The following is a 16,783-nucleotide window of genomic DNA, read 5'->3' on the forward strand; positions in this document are numbered from 1 at the left end:
GTTTAGCACAAAATGGGTTTTTACCCAATAAACTTCCGCTTGATTTTGATATAATTTTAAACAAAGGGGGCGGTAAATTGCAAGCCCAATTACAAGTGATCAGTAGTTATAGTCTATTACATAGTCCTGCAAAATTGACGGAGTTGGTCGATCAAGCAAAGAAACTAGGCTATAAGTCTATTGCTTTAACGGATATAAATAATTTATATGGTTCAATAGATTTTTATAAATATGCCCATAAAATCGGGATCAAGCCCATTATCGGCGTAACAATTGAAACTAAAGGTTTGATTGATAGTCAAAATGACTATCCGTTAATTTTGTTAGCTAGAAATAATAATGGTTATCAAAATTTAATTAAAATTTCTTCAGCGGTTATGTCATCCAAAGAGTCATTAGATTTAACCAGTTTAAAAGAATACCTGAATAATCTTTTTGTGATCACTCCTGCTAGTAAATCGGAGATCATTACAGTTGATGATAAAAGAGACTACACTCAAAAACTTTTAGCTTTGGTTGATCCCAACAGCCTTTATTTAGGTGTAGGACTTTATTCTGAACAAATTGATAATGTTAGAACAATTAAAGATGTAGCTAAATTAAATAATCTCAAGTTGATTGCTTTGGGCGATGTTCGCTATGTGAATGCTGACGATCATTTAGCCTATCAAGTAGTCAATTATTTAAGAACCGGTCAACACTTCGATAATTTGGAGCAAGTGGTTGAAACCGGTGATCATTATTTAAGATCTGCTAGTGATTTTGCAGCGGACTTTGCGGAAGTAGATATGTCAGATGCCGTTAAAAATACTGAATATATTTCCAATCAATGTAATGTTGAAATTGAATTCAAGGAGACTGAATTGCCTGAATTCCAGACGCCTGATGGTAAATCTGCTATTCAATTTTTAACGGAACTGAGCCAAAAAGGTTTGAATAAGCGTTTGGCTGGTCAAATCCCTCAAGATTATGTCGATCGATTGAATTACGAACTAAGCGTTATCGATAAAATGGGCTTCTCCGACTATTTCTTAATAGTTTGGGATGTTATCAAGCACGCTCACGAAGTGGGCATTAAAACAGGTCCTGGGCGTGGTTCAGCAGCTGGATCTTTAGTTTCGTATTGTTTAGGAATAACACAAGTTGATCCTATCAAATATGACTTGCTGTTCGAACGTTTTTTGAATCCTCAGCGTGTTAATATGCCTGATATTGATTTGGATCTGCCAGATAATCGGCGTGACGAAATGGTAATGTATATGCATGACAAATATGGTTCAAATCATATGGCTCAGATTATTACCTTTGGAACATTGGCAGCTAAAATGGCTTTACGTGATATTTCTAGAACTTTCAGTCAAACGCAATTCCAAATGTCTCAGTGGTCTAATGCGATTCCTAAAAAACTGAATATAACTTTACAAGAGTCTTTTGACGAGTCGAGTAATTTAAGGAATTTAGTTAATAATTCTCGTGAGAATGAATTGATCTATCAGGTCGCTAAGCGAATCGAAGGAATTCCACGTCATTATTCAAAACATGCTGCTGGTATCGTCTTGAGTAGAAAAAAGATGACAGATATTGTGGCTGTTCAATTAGAAGATGACGGTATCAATCTGACTCAACAAACAAAGAACAATGTTGAAAGTGTTGGATTATTAAAGATGGATTTTCTGGGGTTGAAGAATTTAACGATTCTAGATAATGCTATCCAAATCATTTCGCGTGATTACGGTCGTGAATTTATTCCCGAAAAAATTCCTTTAAATGATTCCAAGACCCTCCAACTCTTTCAGAGAGGAGCTACAGACGGAGTTTTCCAATTTGAGTCTGATGGTATTAGAAGCGTGTTAAGACAGCTTGTACCGACTAGTTTTGACGATATTGTGGCAACTAATGCGCTATATCGTCCTGGTCCTATGCAAAATATTGCTACTTTCATTGCCCGAAAACATGGACAAGAGCCTGTAACGTACCCTGACAGCTCGTTAGAGGACTTATTGCGTCCAACTTATGGAATCTTAGTCTATCAAGAGCAAGTTATGCAGGCGTCGTCACAGATGGCTAATTTCTCACTAGCAGATGCTGATATTTTACGTCGGGCTATTAGTAAGAAGAATGAACGCTTGATTGAAGAAAATCGACAGAAATTTGTTAACGGTGCTGTGTCTCAAGGACATAGTCAAGAATCAGCGGAGAAGGTATATCAGTATATAGAAAAGTTTGGTAATTATGGATTCAATAAGTCACATGCGGTTGCTTATTCGATGATTGCTTTTTGGTTAGCGTATATCAAAGTTCATTTTGCGGATGCCTTTTTTGCTTGTTTGCTAAATTCTAATCTAAATAATGAGAATAAAGTGTCGACTTACGTTCAAGATGCTAAAGATCAACAAATTAAGATCCTGAATGTCGACATTAATAAGAGTTCATATGAATTTAGTTCTAGTAACAAATCGATTCGTTTTGGTTTGTTGAGTATTAAAGGGATGCGTCGTGATTTAGCACAGTCAATTGTTGAGCAACGGGAAAAGAATGGGCCATTTACGAGTGCTTTGAACTTTTTGCAACGAATTGATCCCCGTTTTGTTAAAAATGATTACTTGGAACCGTTGATTTTAGCTGGAGCTTTTGATTCATTTAATCGAAATCGAAAAGAATTGTTATACGATTTTCGTGATTTGATCGAAAGTATTCAATTAGCGGGTAGTAATTTATCATTGTTCGATGTTTTAGATCCAAAGAAGCATGAGGTTGATGATTTTACTTTAACGGAGAGACTCAATCAGGAAAAAGAGTATTTAGGAACTTATGTATCGGGACATCCGGTTGAAAGATATCGCAGCAAATTGTTGAATACTTCCACAAAGAAGATCTCTGAATTGAAAATGGTACAGAATATTTCTGTAAAAATTATTGGCTTAGTAAAGAATTTACGAGTTATTCGGACTAAAAAGGGCCAAAGAATGTGCTTTATGACAATTGAAGACGAGTCTGGCAGCATTTCTGTAACTATTTTTCCTAAAGTTTTTCAAAGGATTGAAAATATGGAATTAGATGGTAAAATTTTCTTGTTCGATGGTCACAGTAATATTGGTCAAAGAGGCGACTTGGAATTTATCGCTGATCGATTGTCTGATCCTAAACAATATACAGTTCAATTGCCAAGTGAAAAATTGTATTTACGTGTTACAAAAGCGTTGGATACACCGGATAACATGGAAAGACTGTATCGTTTGATCGAACGTTTTCCTGGAAAAATGCCAGTTATTATTTATCGGGAAAAGAAGAAGCAAGCATTACTATTGAAATCCAATCGTTGGATAGGCTTTAATAGTAATGTGCAGAGTCAATTGAAAGATTTCTTAGGTGAAAAAAGTGTTTTCTTGAAAAAAGACTAACAAATTTGCTTAAAAAACGTTTTCAGCTCTACAAAGTAACCTATAAAAATGTTATATTTGATTAGGTTTTGTTTTAGAAACAAATAATTTTGGAGTGTGAACAAATGAAGCGTATTGGTATTTTAACCAGTGGTGGAGATGCCCCTGGTATGAACGCTGCTATTAGAGCAGTCACACGTAGAGCCATTGATAAAGGGCTTGAAGTGTTTGGTATCAATTATGGATATGCTGGTTTGGTTGCTGGTGATATTTTCCCACTAACAAGCGAAGACGTATCTGACCGTATTCAACGTGGTGGTACATTCTTGTATTCTGCAAGATATCCTGAATTTGCTAACGTAGAAGGTCAACTCAAGGGTATTGAGCAATTGAAGAAATTTGGAATTGATGCATTAGTTGTTATCGGTGGCGATGGTTCTTACCATGGTGCATTGCGTTTAACTGAACATGGTTACAACACAATCGGCCTACCAGGTACAATTGATAATGATATTCCATTTACTGACTTTACAATTGGTTTTGATACAGCCGTATCTACTGCTGTTGATGCCATTGATAAGTTGCATGATACTGCTAGCTCTCATGAAAGAACATTTATTGTTGAAGTAATGGGTAGAGGCGCTGGTGACGTGGCTCTTTGGGCTGGTGTTGCCGGTGGTGCTCAAAAGATCATCGTTCCAGAACGTGATTTTGACATCAAGGAAATTGCCGAAGAAGTCAAAAAAGGCCGTCAAAACGGTAACAAGAATATGATTATTGTTTTGGCCGAAGGTGTTATGCATGCCGATGACTTCAAGAAGGAATTAGATAAATATGGTGACTTTGATTCACGTGCTACTGTCTTAGGACATGTACAACGTGGTGGTTCACCAACAGTTCAAGACCGTGTCTTAGCAAGTAAGATGGGTGCTTATGCTGTTGATCTTCTTCTTGAAGGCAAAGGTGGCCTAGCTGTTGGTATTGAAAACAACAAGTTAACATCACATGATATTCTTGATCTTTTCGATAGCAAGCATAAGCCTGAATTATCACTATATGACTTAAATGAATCTTTAAGCAGATAAAGTTAAGCATATAACGTTCTAATTTGTTACAATAAACGATGAAAACAAGAAAAGGGGATTCTCAATGAAAAGAACTAAAATTGTAAGTACACTTGGACCTGCCAGTAACGATGTTGACACAATCGTTAAGTTGATTGAAGCCGGAGCTAACATCTTCCGTTTCAACTTCTCACATGGTGATCATCCAGAACATAAAGCTCGTATGGAAATGGTACACGAAGCTGAAAAGATTACTGGTAAGACTGTTGGTATCGTTCTAGATACTAAGGGTGCTGAAATTCGTACAACCGTTCAAGAAGGCGGCAAGTTCGAAGCTAAGATCGGCCAAACAATCCGTATTTCAATGGATGACTCATTAACAGGTACACCAGAAAAGATTGCTTCTACATATCCTGGTTTGTACGATGATACACATGTTGGTGGTCACGTATTGATCGATGATGGTCTTGTTGACTTGAAGATTACTGAAAAAGATGACAAGAACCGTGAATTGGTTACTGTTGTTCAAAATGACGGTATGATCGGTTCAAGAAAGAGTATCAATGCTCCTGGTGTTGAAGTTCGTCTACCAGGTATCACTGAAAAAGATTCAGACGATATTCGTTTCGGTCTAGAACAAGGAATCAACTTCATCTCAGCTTCATTCGTTCGTAAAGCTCAAGATGTTTTGGATATCCGTGCAATTCTTGAAGAAAAACACTGTGAATACGTACAAATCTTCCCTAAGATCGAATCACAAGAAGGTATCGACAACATCGATTCTATTCTTAAAGTTTCTGATGGTTTGATGATTGCTCGTGGTGACATGGGTGTTGAAATTCCATTTGAAAACGTACCATTCGTTCAAAAGGCTTTGATCAAGAAGTGTAACGCTCTTGGTAAACCAGTTATCACAGCTACACAAATGCTTGATTCAATGCAAGAAAACCCACGTCCTACACGTGCCGAAGTTACTGATGTTGCTAACTCTGTTCTTGATGGTACAGATGCTACAATGCTTTCAGGTGAAAGTGCTAACGGTGACTACCCTGTTGAAGCTGTTGCTGCTATGTCACGTATCGACCAACGTACAGAACAACAATTAGACAAGAGTAACTCACTTGCTATCCAACGTTTCGAAGACTACACAGGCTCAAACGTTACAGAATCAATCGGTGAATCAGTTGTTAGAACAGCTGAAGAACTAAACATTAACACAATCGTTGCTGCTACTAAGTCAGGTTACACTGCACGTATGATTTCTAAGTACCGTCCAAGTGCTGACATCTTAGCTCTAACATTTGATGAAACTACACAACGTGGTTTGACAGTTAACTGGGGTGTTGATCCAGTTGTTGTTGACAAGCCAGAAAACACTGATGAAATGTTCGACTTAGCTTCTAAGAAGGCTCAAGAACTTGGCTTCGCCAAGGAAGGTGACTTAATTCTTGTTGTTGCCGGTGTTCCTGTCGGTGAAAGTGGTACAACTAACCTAATGAAGGTTCAACTAATTGGATCAACATTGGTTAAAGGCCAAGGTGTTGGTGAAGAATCAGTTGTTGGTAGCGTTGTAGTTGCAAACTCAGCTGAAGAAGCTAACAAGAAGGTTAACGAAGGCGACATTCTTGTTACAAAGATGACTGACAAGGATTACCTACCAGCTCTTGAAAAAGCTAGTGCCGTTGTTGTTGAAAACGGTGGTTTGACATCACATGCAGCCGTTGTTGGTATTGCTATGGGTCTACCAGTTGTTGTTGGTGCTAAGAATGCTACAAATCTTGTTAAAGATGGTGACACTGTTACTGTTGATTCAAGACGTGGTGTTGTATACAAGGGTGCTTCACGTTCACTATAATTTTTAAATAAAATTTAAAAATGCTTTAAAACATAAATTGACTGAAAGAGACTGACGAGTTTCTTTCAGTTTTTTTGTGTTTGCGTTAATATCTTATTATTAAGGTCTTGCTTCCAATTTGGTAACTGATGTGTTATAAGTGTGCCGTTAGTAGTAGAAAGTCTTTGGACCACTAAAATGTGGAAGGATACGTCTAAAAGTTCACGGATTTTCTACTATTGATTATATCTTGGTTCTATTATTATTTTCTGAAATTGCGGCATTTAAATGGTTTTGGTTTAGATAATGAACCATGTTTATTAGACTGTGTTGTGTAGGACTGCAAGCAGAGCAAATCCACACATTAATAACCAAATTTGGATAAGTACCGTTATTAAACATACTGAGGTGAAAAGTTGTCAAATAAAGATGTATTAGTTTTTGAAATTGAACAGGCTAAAGGGAAGCCGCGAGATATCAAAAAGAAGAAAGATTATTGTCCTTTCTGTGATCGAGAAAATTTAACCAATATAATTGATCAAAAGGACGACATGATTTGGTTAGAAAATAAATTTAAGACATTGAAGGATACTAATCAAACGGTTTTAATTGAATCTAGTGACCATTATGGTGATATTTCCAATTATTCAGTTGAAAAGAACCGAAAAGTTTTTGAGTATGTCTATCATTGTTGGAACGAAATGATTCAAAGCAAGAAATACAAGAGTGTCTTGTTGTATAAGAATTTCGGACCTATGTCAGGAGGTTCTTTGCGTCATCCACATTTCCAAATAATTGGTTTGGATAAGGTTGATGGTTACAAACATATCGAAGCTGAGAATTTTACAGGTATGGATGTGTTTAATTCGAAGCATATCAATGTCAACGTTTCAGAGAAGCCAATCATGGGATTTGTTGAATTTAATGTGGTTATTAATAATCCTAAATACATTGCTGATCTAGCTGAATTTACACGGGTGACGGTCAAATATGCTTTGGATGACCTTTATGGTGGTAAATTTGATTCTTACAATTTATTCTTCTATAAAGTTGGTCGGAAAATTATTTGTAAAATTGAGGCCAGATATGTGGTTTCACCTTACTTCGTTGGTTATCGTTTATCACAGCGTGATGGTGACAAACAGGTGAGAGGAATTGCTGACGTTTTATTGCAAAGATTGCAAGAGAATGTTCACAGTTCAGAAATTGAAAATCCGGAATAAATTAAAAGATGGTTTTTATGAACCATCTTTTTTGTTTATTTCAGATTAGCTTCGGAGTAGAAATGTTATGTAACCTTAGACACAAAATAATTGAATCTATTCAATCCAACTATTCTTTTTAGCAATATTTAGAGCTTCGATTCGAGAGTGTGTACCAGTCTTACTCAAAATGGAAGAGATATAATTTCGAACTGTTCCATTGGAAAGAAAAACACTCTCAGCGATTTCTTGGGTTGATTTACCCAAGGCAAATTCGTTCATAATGTTTAATTCTTGGGGTGTAAGGGGATTTTTCACGGTTGTTAAAATGTTAGAAACTAAATTAGCGTCGTAAATTGTCTGACCGTCAAGAACCTTATGAATCGTGTCTACTAGCTTATCAGTGGGACTGTCTTTAAGTAGATAAGCATTAACCTCACTGGCCACTGCTGATTCAAAATACTTTTTACGAGCAAAAGTGGTCAGAATGATGATTTTTATTTTTTGCTGATTAAGACGTAACTCTTGAGCAACGTCTAGACCTGTTAAGTTAGGCATTTCAATATCTAAAATGGCGACATCCGGTTTTAAGGTGGTAATTTCTTGGAAAGCTGTCTGACCGTCAGTAGCATTTCCAGCGATTTCAAAATCATCTTCTAGATCTAAAATAGCGGAAAGGGCTGAATTTAGCATTTCTTGGTCTTCAGCAATGTAAATTGTAGTCATATTAATCCTTCTTTGGTATTGAGATTTGTAAATAAACACCATGATCGGAAGTTACTTTAAGAGTGCCGTTAATGCTTTTTAAACGGTTAGTCATACCACTTAGGCCATAGGAGATATGATCGGTAGCACCTTTAAAACCAATACCATCATCATGAATATCTAAGAAATAATTGGAAGCATCTTCTTCAAAGGTAAATTTCATTAAATTGGCGTGACTGTAACGGATAACATTAGTGGTCGTTTCTTTAATGATGGCAGCCAGAGTGTGTTGAATATCTTTGGGCCAAGTATTAGAAACATCTTCGTTGATGGAAATTTGTTGAATCTGGGCTAGATCAAGGTTTTTTCCCTCGGATACCATTGCACTGGCGATTGATTGAGCATTCAAATCCGCTACTATTTGGCGAACCAGATTGAGATCATCGCGAGAGGTTTGGGCAATGTCCTTTAATTGTTGCTGAGCTTTTTTTGGATCTTTGTCGATCAATTTAGTAGCTAACTCAGATTTTAAAGTAATTAAGGAGAATGACTGTCCTAAACTGTCATGTAGATCTTGAGCAATACGATCACGTTCGTTTTGCTTGATGATGGTCTCCAAACGGCGATTGGTCTGTTTAGTTCGATAGGAGCGACGATAACTGTTACCTAAGGAACGTGCCGCAATTGGTGACCCAATGGTAAAAGTAAGGGCGATAATGATTCCAAAGGGACCATACTCCTTTATTGTAGGAGTAAATAGGATAAAAGTAAGTACGCAACTTAACGATATGACTAAGTATAGAACGAGATAACGCAAGAAATCCCTTAATTTATATGGAAGAGAGCCAATTTCCCAAGCCGTATAGATAAAGAAAGTTCCACCACCATTAGGAAATTTTAAAGTGAAGTAGGCTGCAATGAGCAGTTGTATACCGATATCTAACCACAACCAACGATTGATAGAATAGCCGTCACGATAGAATTTTAAAAAAATTAAAACGAGTAATAAGTAAAACCAGTTGAAAGGATGCTGGGTAATTAAAATTTGTCCAGCCATTAAAAATAATGAAAAAACCCAAAAGTAGGGCATAAAGCCAAATCTTTTGGGAAAAAGGACATATTTATCTAAAAATTTATTCATTCGGAAACGATCCCCTTTTGTTTTTGAACTTTAGATAATATTAAGAATAACAGAGCTATCACCACTAACCAAATTGAAATATTAATAATTGCATACCAATTGATGAATCCTTTATGCAACAAAGTTTGTTCCAGGTTTGATAGTTGATATGTAGGTGTGGTCTTACCAATCTTTTGTAACCAATTAGGCATGACCTGAATGGGCCACCACAGGCCACTGATGATTGCTAGTGGAAAGACCACTAGATTATTGAGCAGGTTAACGGTATTAGGCTTTTTAACTAAAGCAATTAAGGCGCCAATTAAGATTAAAGGAATCGTTCCTAGAATGTTGATGCCAATAAGTGTTACCAGTAGGTGCATAGAAAGATTAACATGATTGACAAAGATACCAACTAGACAGATCAGAATTGAGGAAATTAGATTTAAGAAGATAAACACTAGTGCCATTGATGAATAATATTGAAATTTAGAAATTGGTTTGAGACTAACGAATAATTTAAAGTGGCTAGTTTGATCATCTAAAAGAGTATTAGAAGTCGTGATGACACCACCGAGCATACAACTATAAATCATCATACTGATCAGATAATCCTCATTCCAAGCTGCCAAAGCCTTTGTGGGGATGCCAGTAGTTAGTATTTTGGTGTAAAGCAGGTAAAAGATAATTGGTAAAAGCATATCAAAGAAGAAGAAAGCTTTATTCCTTAAAACAATTCTCTTGAAATTCATTTTGGTCTGGAATAGATAATTAGTCATGATCGTGTCCCTCCTGATAATTCAATAGCATGGTATCTAAGTTAGTTTGTTTGACTTGAAGATTGTTAATTGCGGCTAGATAGGGAGTAATAGAAGTGATTAATTTGTTAGGATCATTAGTCACGATTTGAAAATGTTGTCCTAGTCGATCAATCGAGATAATACTTTGAAAATTTGAAAAAGTATTGATATTTAATTTACTATCGAATTCGACCAGACTATTACCTTGAATGTTTCGTAATGATTGAATTGAACCGTCAAAAGCAATGACACCGTTCTGTAAAATAAGAAAACGGTCAGCAATATTTTCCAATTCTTCTAAGTAGTGACTAGTAACGAAAATAGTTTTACCACTTTCTCGTAATTTAGAAATTTCTTGCCAAAAGTCGTGCCGAGCATTGCTGTCCATGCCAACAGTTGGTTCATCGAGGAAGAGAATATCAGGATTGCCTGATAGTGAAAGAGCAAACGCTAAACGTCGTTTTTGACCACCGGAAAGTTGATTCATGTAATTATTTTCTAAAGTTTCCAATCCTGACAAACTCAATAGTTTTTGGAAGGGGAGAGGATGCTTAAAGTAACTACGTGAAAGGTTAATAATTTCTTTGACTTTGATACGGCCAAGAGACAGATTATCTTGCATCATGACACCTGTGATCTCACGCCAGTCATGATCACTGAAGGCTTTGACTTGTCCTGAATCAGAAGGGAGCAAGTTTAAAATAATGTTCATCAGAGTAGTTTTGCCGGCACCGTTAGCACCAACTAACGCAACTACGGAACCGGGCTGCAAGTTAAAACTGATATCATTTAAGATGATTCTGTGTTTAAACGATTTTTTGATATGAGAAATTTCTAAAATGGGGCTCATGATTATTTCCTCGATTTCGATTTGATAACCATAGTTTAATAATTTGAGAAAAATTGCGGTAGTAAGGAATGTCACATAATCGTATGACAAATGTCATATTCTATTAGTAAAAATATATGTGTTACGAAAACATAAACCACAAAAAAACTCCCAACTAACCAAAGTCGGGAGTTCAAAGATACTAATCTTCAGGTTTATAATCTTTATCAATAATCAAAACAGGCTTGATAGTCTTACCGCTAACTGAATCGGCATCAGCTTCATTGATTTGATCGAAGTCATAGAACTTTTCAGTTAAGTCGAATGGGAAAACACCCATCTTGTAGAATTCAATCAAACGAGGGATGTCGATTTGAGGAATAGAATCACCCATATTGACACCGACGATCTTCTTGTCGTCAACGCAAAGATCATTCCAAGTACTAATGGTGATATTGTGTGGTGTAACAGCAATTGTAGCAGTTGTACCACCTTGTGTTAAAGCAGCAATAGAATCGGTCATAACTTTTTCAACACCAGTTGTATCAACAGCCCAGTCAACACCTAAACCGTTAGTAAGCTTCTTGATAGCTTCGACAGCATCTTCATTCTTACTATTAACGACATCAGTAGCACCCATCTTTTTAGCTAATTCCAAACGAGAGTCAACAATATCAACAGCAATAACTTTGACACAGCCAGAAATCTTACCAGCCATCATGGCAGCTAGTCCAACAGCACCTGTACCAAAGACTGCAATAGTGTCACCGGGTTTTGGTTGAAGGGTATTGAAGACAGTACCACTACCAGTTACGTAGCCACAGCCAAGAGGTCCTAATTTTCTCAAGTCAAGATCATTAGGAACTTTAACGGCATTTCTTTGAGAAATAACTGTGTGAGTAGTGAATGATGATTGATTGAACATGTCGCTGACATGATGACCGTCTTCAGTGAAGTGATCACTACCATCAGGACGTGTTCCAGAAAGGTTAGATTTGGCATAGTTACGACATTGTGTTGGTTTGCCTTTCAAGCAATTGTCGCATTCGCCACATGAATAAAATGACATAATAATGTGATCGCCGGGTTTGAAGTTCTTAACGTTCTTACCGACTTTTTCAACAATACCAGAACCTTCATGTCCTAGAATTACTGGAAAACTAAAGGCAGCATCACCCTTACGCAATGCTTCATCAGAATGACAAATACCAGATGCGACAACTTTGACTTGTAGACCGTCATCCTCAAGATCGGCCAATTCAACGTCGTCTTTAATAACGAATGGATCATTTACTTTATCAACAACAGCAGCTTTAATTTTCATAACAAAGGAACCCTCTTCCAAAATAAAATGTTTTTGTAAACGTTTACTACACAAGAAATTATTTCACAATATTTGAAATAATTCAAACGTATTTTAATAATTATGCTGTTAAACAGCCATATTTTATAAAATTTTATCGTGAAAATGAGTTCAATCACCACATGGTATAGATTAATTTTTCAGGGTAAAAAATTAATTTACGAAAATATCAAATTCTTAAAAGTATTATGTAACGTAAACTGGTAAAATATAATAGCAAAGAAAATTAATATAAAGAGTATGGTGAATATGGATATAACAGAAATGTATGGTCAAGTATTGACGGGTACTGTGACCGATTTAAATAAAGATGAAGCTTTCGTTCAAATTGACGGTAAGACGTTTGCTTTAGATTTGAATGAATTAACAGAAATTCCTGAATTGGGTGATGAGATCAGTGGTTTTCTTTATGAAAATCAAGCTCATAAAAATAAAATGACAACCGTAATGCCTTTTGTTGTGCAAGGTGTTTGGGACTTCGCTGAAGTAACCGAAGTTAGAACTGACCTTGGCGTGTTCGTTAATATCGGTTTGGACGATAAGGATATCGTTGTTTCTTTAGATGACCTTCCTTTTGAACATTCTGAATGGCCTAAAAAGGGCGATAGTTTAATGGTCAAATTGGATATTGATCACAAGGGTAGACTTTGGGGTAAATTGGCCGATATCGAACTCTATACGCAAATTGCTCGTAGTCCCGGGGCTGATGTTAAGAACAAGGATGAAGAAGGAACAATTATTGCCATTAGAGAAAGTGGTGCTTTCGTCATGACTGAAAGTTACTACATTGGTTTCATTCACGTTGAAGAACAATCACAACCACTTCATATTGGACAACATGTTAAGGCTCGTGTCATTGGTACTAGTCACCGTCGTTTGAATTTATCAATGAGACCTCGTGCTTATGAAGAAATCACACCGGATGCTCAAATGATCGTAGCGGTTTTGGAGCATGCTCGTGATAATAAAATACCTTATACGGATAAGAGTGATCCTGATGATATTAAAGAGTACTTTGGTATCAGTAAGGGTAGTTTCAAGCGTGCTTTGGGTAATCTTATGAAGCAACATAAGATTGAGCAAAAAGACGGCTACACTTATCTCAAATAGAGGTAACCATATGAGTGAGAAATTATCGATTAAGAATCAAAAAATGATTGATACAATCGTTGACTATGCTCGTTACCTGCGCTTGGATCGAGGGTTGTCGCAGAATACAATTGTGTCGTATCAACAAGATCTATTAGAATTCAGTAGCTTTTTGGAACAGAAAAAAATTCCATTTTATCCCGAAGATCATTTTGTGGTGACACAATTTTTTGTCAGTCAGGATAAAGAAAATAAGTCTAAAACTTCACAGATGCGGATGTTTTCGTCATTGAGACGTTTTTATCAGTGGATGGAGATTATTGATAAGATCCACGCCAATCCGATGAATGAACTCGATGCACCTAAAAAGGGAACACATTTGCCAGTTGTCTTATCAATGGATGAAGTTAATTCTTTGATTGAATCACCTGATGTCTCTACACCTTTAGGAATCAGAGATCGGACAATTTTTGAAGTGATGTATGCGACGGGGTTGCGTGTCAGTGAGTTAGTTAACTTGAGTATGGATGATTTACATTTGGACTTAGGACTGATTAAAACTCTTGGTAAAGGGAATAAAGAACGACTTTTACCAATTGGCGATACAGCTGTAAAGTGGCTGAAAAAATATTTTGCGGAAACTCGAAAAGACTTAGTTGCCAAATATGGTCAACAAAAAGAAGTCTTTTTGAATTTTCGGGGCAAGAAATTAACACGTCAATCAATTTGGCGCATGATCAAAAAATATATTGCCCAGGTCGGTATCAAAAAAGATGTAACACCGCATACTTTACGACACTCGTTTGCAACTAACTTGCTAGAAAATGGGGCTGATCTTCGAGTTGTCCAAGAATTATTAGGCCACTCGGATATCTCAACGACCCAAATTTATACGCATGTCAACCAGACAAGAATGAAGCAAGTTTACAATAAGGCCTTTCCAAGAGCTTAGATAGGAGGATATGGATGCTTAGTAAGTATAGTGATGAGAATAAGAAAATTGCTATGGGCTTTTTATCTTATATCAACGACCTCAAGGATTTGAATAACCTCGAGCAAGAATTGCAACTATATTCCGAAGATGAAAACCGTCAGTTATATCTTTGGAAAAGCAATATGGAAGATTATTCAGGTATTGTCGCATTATCATTTTCGGACAATACAGTTTTTATTGAATATATTTCATTGAATCCTTCATATCGTTCTCAGAGTAACGTTTATAAGATTTTTGACGACGTGCAACAGAAGTTTCCTGATCTAGTTATTTTAGGTAACTTTAGTTTAAGTAAACAGATCCAACAGTGGCGTCAGAATAAACAAAAACTAGAAAAAGATATGAAAGAAAAAGAAAATAGCTAATGCAAAAATTAAATTTAGTTTTAACTGATTTCGAAGGTCCAATTGATTTATTATTGCATTTGATCAAAGAATCAAAAGTAGATATTTATGACATTCCCATTGCTCAAATTACTCAACAATATATTGATTATTTGAAGAGTATGAAGGTATTGCAATTGGACATTGCCGGTGATTATCTAGTGATGGCATCGACTTTGATGTCAATTAAGAGCAAGATGTTATTGCCTCAAGCTCCAGATGAAATTGAAGACGAAATTCAAGAAGATCCCCGTGATGAATTGGTTTCACAACTTTTGACATATCAAACTTATAAACGTGTAGCGGCTTACTTTGAACAAAAAGAGCAAGTCAGAAAGCAACAGTTTGATAAGGAGGTTAGTTTGCCTAAAGAGCAATTGGATCAATTTTTGAAACCCGGTTCGGTAGTTTTAGATGATTTGGCAGCCACTTATGCTGAATTATTGCGAGCTCAAAAGAATCATCAACCAGAGACTGAAACAATCGAAAATGAAACATTATCAATTGAGGATGCAACCAATAATATTATGGGCGAATTGAGATCAGTTAAGAAAATGACTTTTAAAGCCCTTTTGAAATTAAACAATAATATCGAAGAAATAGTTACCGACTTCATGGCTATTTTGGAATTGGCTAGTAAACAGTTAGTTTCAGTTAGTCAAGATGATTTTCAAAGTGAGCTATTTATTGAATTGAGGAATTAATGTGTATCAAGCAAAAATAATGGCATTATTATTCGTAGCCGGAGATCAAGGTATTAAAGAAAAGGATCTTGCTGGACTTTTGGAAATAGATAGTGCAGCTTTAAGGCAAAATATTGAAGAATTAAAAGTAAAATTAATGACTGATGTCGATTCTGGCGTCGAATTAGTTGAGTTTAATTCGAATTACAAATTAGTTACTAAAAATGAATTCAATGAACTTTTAACAAAGTACTTTAAAACAGGCTTGGCTACCAAATTAAGTCAGGCAGCGCTTGAAGTATTGTCGATCATTGCCTACCGTCAACCAATTACTAGAATTGAAATTGACGAGATTCGTGGTGTCCAGAGTTCTGGTAGTTTAAATACTTTGTTGATGAGAAAACTGATTAAGGAAAATGGGAAAAAAGATGTTCCCGGTCACCCTAATCTTTATGTAGTAACTGATGAATTTTTTGATTATTTTGGGATCAAAGATTTAAAAGAGTTACCAAAAATAGAAAATTTTGAGGATAGTTCCGAAATAGGAGATATAGATGGAGAAAGTTAGATTACAAAAATTCATGGCAGATGCCGGTGTTGCTTCTAGACGTAAATCAGAAGAATTGATTGCCAAGGGTCATGTTAAAGTAAATAACAAAGTAGTTACCGAAATGGGTATTAAAGTAGACCACAGCGATAAAGTTGAAGTCGACGGGATGCCTCTTGAAACAGAAAAAAAACGTTACATTTTGATGTACAAGCCTCGTGGGGTGATTTCTGCAGTTAAAGATGACAAAGGCAGAAAAGTAGTTACTGATTTATTGGAAGAAGACGTAAGAGAACGTGTTTATCCAATTGGTCGTTTAGATTACGATACTTCTGGTTTATTGTTGTTGACAAATGATGGTGAATTCGCCAATCATTTGATGCACCCACGTTATCACGTAGACAAGACTTACGTGGCTAAAATTGAAGGTATTCTAGAAACTGAAGAAATCAAGAAATTAGAATCTGGAATCAAGTTTAAGGATTACACAACATCTCGTGCGAAAGTCAAAGTTATGTCTAAGGATAAGAAAAAGAACTTTTCAATCGTTAGAATAACTATTCATGAAGGACATAATCATCAAGTTAAGAATATGTTCGATGCTGTTGGTCACAAGGTTGAAAAATTGGCTCGTGAGAACTATGGTTTCTTGACATTGAACGGTTTAGTATCCGGAAAGTATCGTGATTTAACTAGACAAGAAGTCGCTCAGTTGAAACAAGATAATCGCTAATTTATAGGTAATTGGTTCAAACATCAAAAAACTCTACAGTTGAACTGTAACAAGCGT

General features: G+C 36.1%; 15 protein-coding genes. 10 read left to right on the forward strand and 5 right to left on the reverse strand.

The annotated features are described in order from the left end of the window. Positions 1 to 77 precede the first annotated feature (77 nt). From dnaE to U8526_RS00600, 4 genes are all read left to right on the forward strand, one after another. A complete protein-coding gene (gene dnaE / locus U8526_RS00585; protein ID WP_334340020.1) occupies positions 78 to 3,401 on the forward strand; it encodes a DNA polymerase III subunit alpha in 3,324 nt (1,107 codons plus the stop codon). A 104-nt stretch (positions 3,402 to 3,505) separates the two neighbouring features. Then, the gene (gene pfkA / locus U8526_RS00590; protein WP_334340021.1) at positions 3,506 to 4,465 is read left to right on the forward strand and encodes a 6-phosphofructokinase; all 960 of its coding nucleotides are present in this window, start codon (positions 3,506 to 3,508) and stop codon (positions 4,463 to 4,465) included. Between the two features lie 64 nt (positions 4,466 to 4,529). Then, a complete protein-coding gene (gene pyk / locus U8526_RS00595; protein WP_334340022.1) occupies positions 4,530 to 6,299 on the forward strand; it encodes a pyruvate kinase in 1,770 nt (589 codons plus the stop codon). 395 nt (positions 6,300 to 6,694) lie between these two features. Next, positions 6,695 to 7,501: a DUF4931 domain-containing protein gene (locus tag U8526_RS00600; RefSeq protein ID WP_334340023.1), complete on the forward strand. Its 807-nt coding sequence runs from the start codon at positions 6,695 to 6,697 to the stop codon at positions 7,499 to 7,501. A 96-nt stretch (positions 7,502 to 7,597) separates the two neighbouring features. On the opposite strand, the gene U8526_RS00605 is transcribed toward U8526_RS00600, so the two are convergent. The 5 genes from U8526_RS00605 to U8526_RS00625 form a co-directional block, all read right to left on the reverse strand. Beyond that, positions 7,598 to 8,206, reverse strand: coding sequence for a response regulator transcription factor (locus U8526_RS00605; RefSeq protein WP_334340024.1), 609 nt, complete (start codon positions 8,204 to 8,206; stop codon positions 7,598 to 7,600). Position 8,207: 1 nt separating this feature from the next. Further along, positions 8,208 to 9,326, reverse strand: coding sequence for a sensor histidine kinase (locus tag U8526_RS00610; RefSeq protein ID WP_334340025.1), 1,119 nt, complete (start codon positions 9,324 to 9,326; stop codon positions 8,208 to 8,210). Then, on the reverse strand, positions 9,323 to 10,084 hold the full coding sequence (locus tag U8526_RS00615; RefSeq protein ID WP_334340026.1) for an ABC transporter permease: 762 nt from the start codon (positions 10,082 to 10,084) through the stop codon (positions 9,323 to 9,325). Before U8526_RS00615 ends, U8526_RS00610 begins: the two co-directional genes overlap by 4 nt. Continuing rightward, a complete protein-coding gene (locus tag U8526_RS00620) occupies positions 10,077 to 10,955 on the reverse strand; it encodes an ABC transporter ATP-binding protein (RefSeq protein WP_334340027.1) in 879 nt (292 codons plus the stop codon). Before U8526_RS00620 ends, U8526_RS00615 begins: the two co-directional genes overlap by 8 nt. Positions 10,956 to 11,136: 181 nt before the next feature. Next, the gene (locus U8526_RS00625; RefSeq protein WP_334340028.1) at positions 11,137 to 12,258 is read right to left on the reverse strand and encodes an NAD(P)-dependent alcohol dehydrogenase; all 1,122 of its coding nucleotides are present in this window, start codon (positions 12,256 to 12,258) and stop codon (positions 11,137 to 11,139) included. Positions 12,259 to 12,546: 288 nt separating this feature from the next. Between U8526_RS00625 and U8526_RS00630 the strand changes: the two genes are divergently transcribed. The 6 genes from U8526_RS00630 to U8526_RS00655 are packed head-to-tail and all read left to right on the forward strand — an operon-like array spanning position 12,547 to position 16,726. Further along, on the forward strand, positions 12,547 to 13,407 hold the full coding sequence (locus U8526_RS00630) for a CvfB family protein (protein ID WP_334340029.1): 861 nt from the start codon (positions 12,547 to 12,549) through the stop codon (positions 13,405 to 13,407). A gap of 10 nt (positions 13,408 to 13,417) precedes the next feature. Next, the gene (gene xerD, locus U8526_RS00635; protein ID WP_334340030.1) at positions 13,418 to 14,338 is read left to right on the forward strand and encodes a site-specific tyrosine recombinase XerD; all 921 of its coding nucleotides are present in this window, start codon (positions 13,418 to 13,420) and stop codon (positions 14,336 to 14,338) included. Positions 14,339 to 14,352: 14 nt separating this feature from the next. After that, complete coding sequence (locus U8526_RS00640) at positions 14,353 to 14,745, forward strand: RibT protein (protein ID WP_334340031.1); 393 nt, start codon at positions 14,353 to 14,355, stop codon at positions 14,743 to 14,745. Further along, positions 14,745 to 15,467: a segregation and condensation protein A gene (locus U8526_RS00645; RefSeq protein ID WP_334340032.1), complete on the forward strand. Its 723-nt coding sequence runs from the start codon at positions 14,745 to 14,747 to the stop codon at positions 15,465 to 15,467. Before U8526_RS00640 ends, U8526_RS00645 begins: the two co-directional genes overlap by 1 nt. Before the next feature lie 19 nt (positions 15,468 to 15,486). Next, complete coding sequence (scpB, locus tag U8526_RS00650; protein ID WP_442886186.1) at positions 15,487 to 16,014, forward strand: SMC-Scp complex subunit ScpB; 528 nt, start codon at positions 15,487 to 15,489, stop codon at positions 16,012 to 16,014. Then, entirely contained in the window at positions 16,001 to 16,726 is a 726-nt protein-coding gene (locus U8526_RS00655; protein WP_334340034.1) for a pseudouridine synthase, read from the forward strand. Before scpB ends, U8526_RS00655 begins: the two co-directional genes overlap by 14 nt. The last annotated feature ends 57 nt before the right edge of the window (positions 16,727 to 16,783 follow it).

This window comes from Companilactobacillus sp. HBUAS56275, from assembly GCF_036913655.1.
GTDB classification, from domain to species: domain Bacteria; phylum Bacillota; class Bacilli; order Lactobacillales; family Lactobacillaceae; genus Companilactobacillus; species Companilactobacillus pullicola.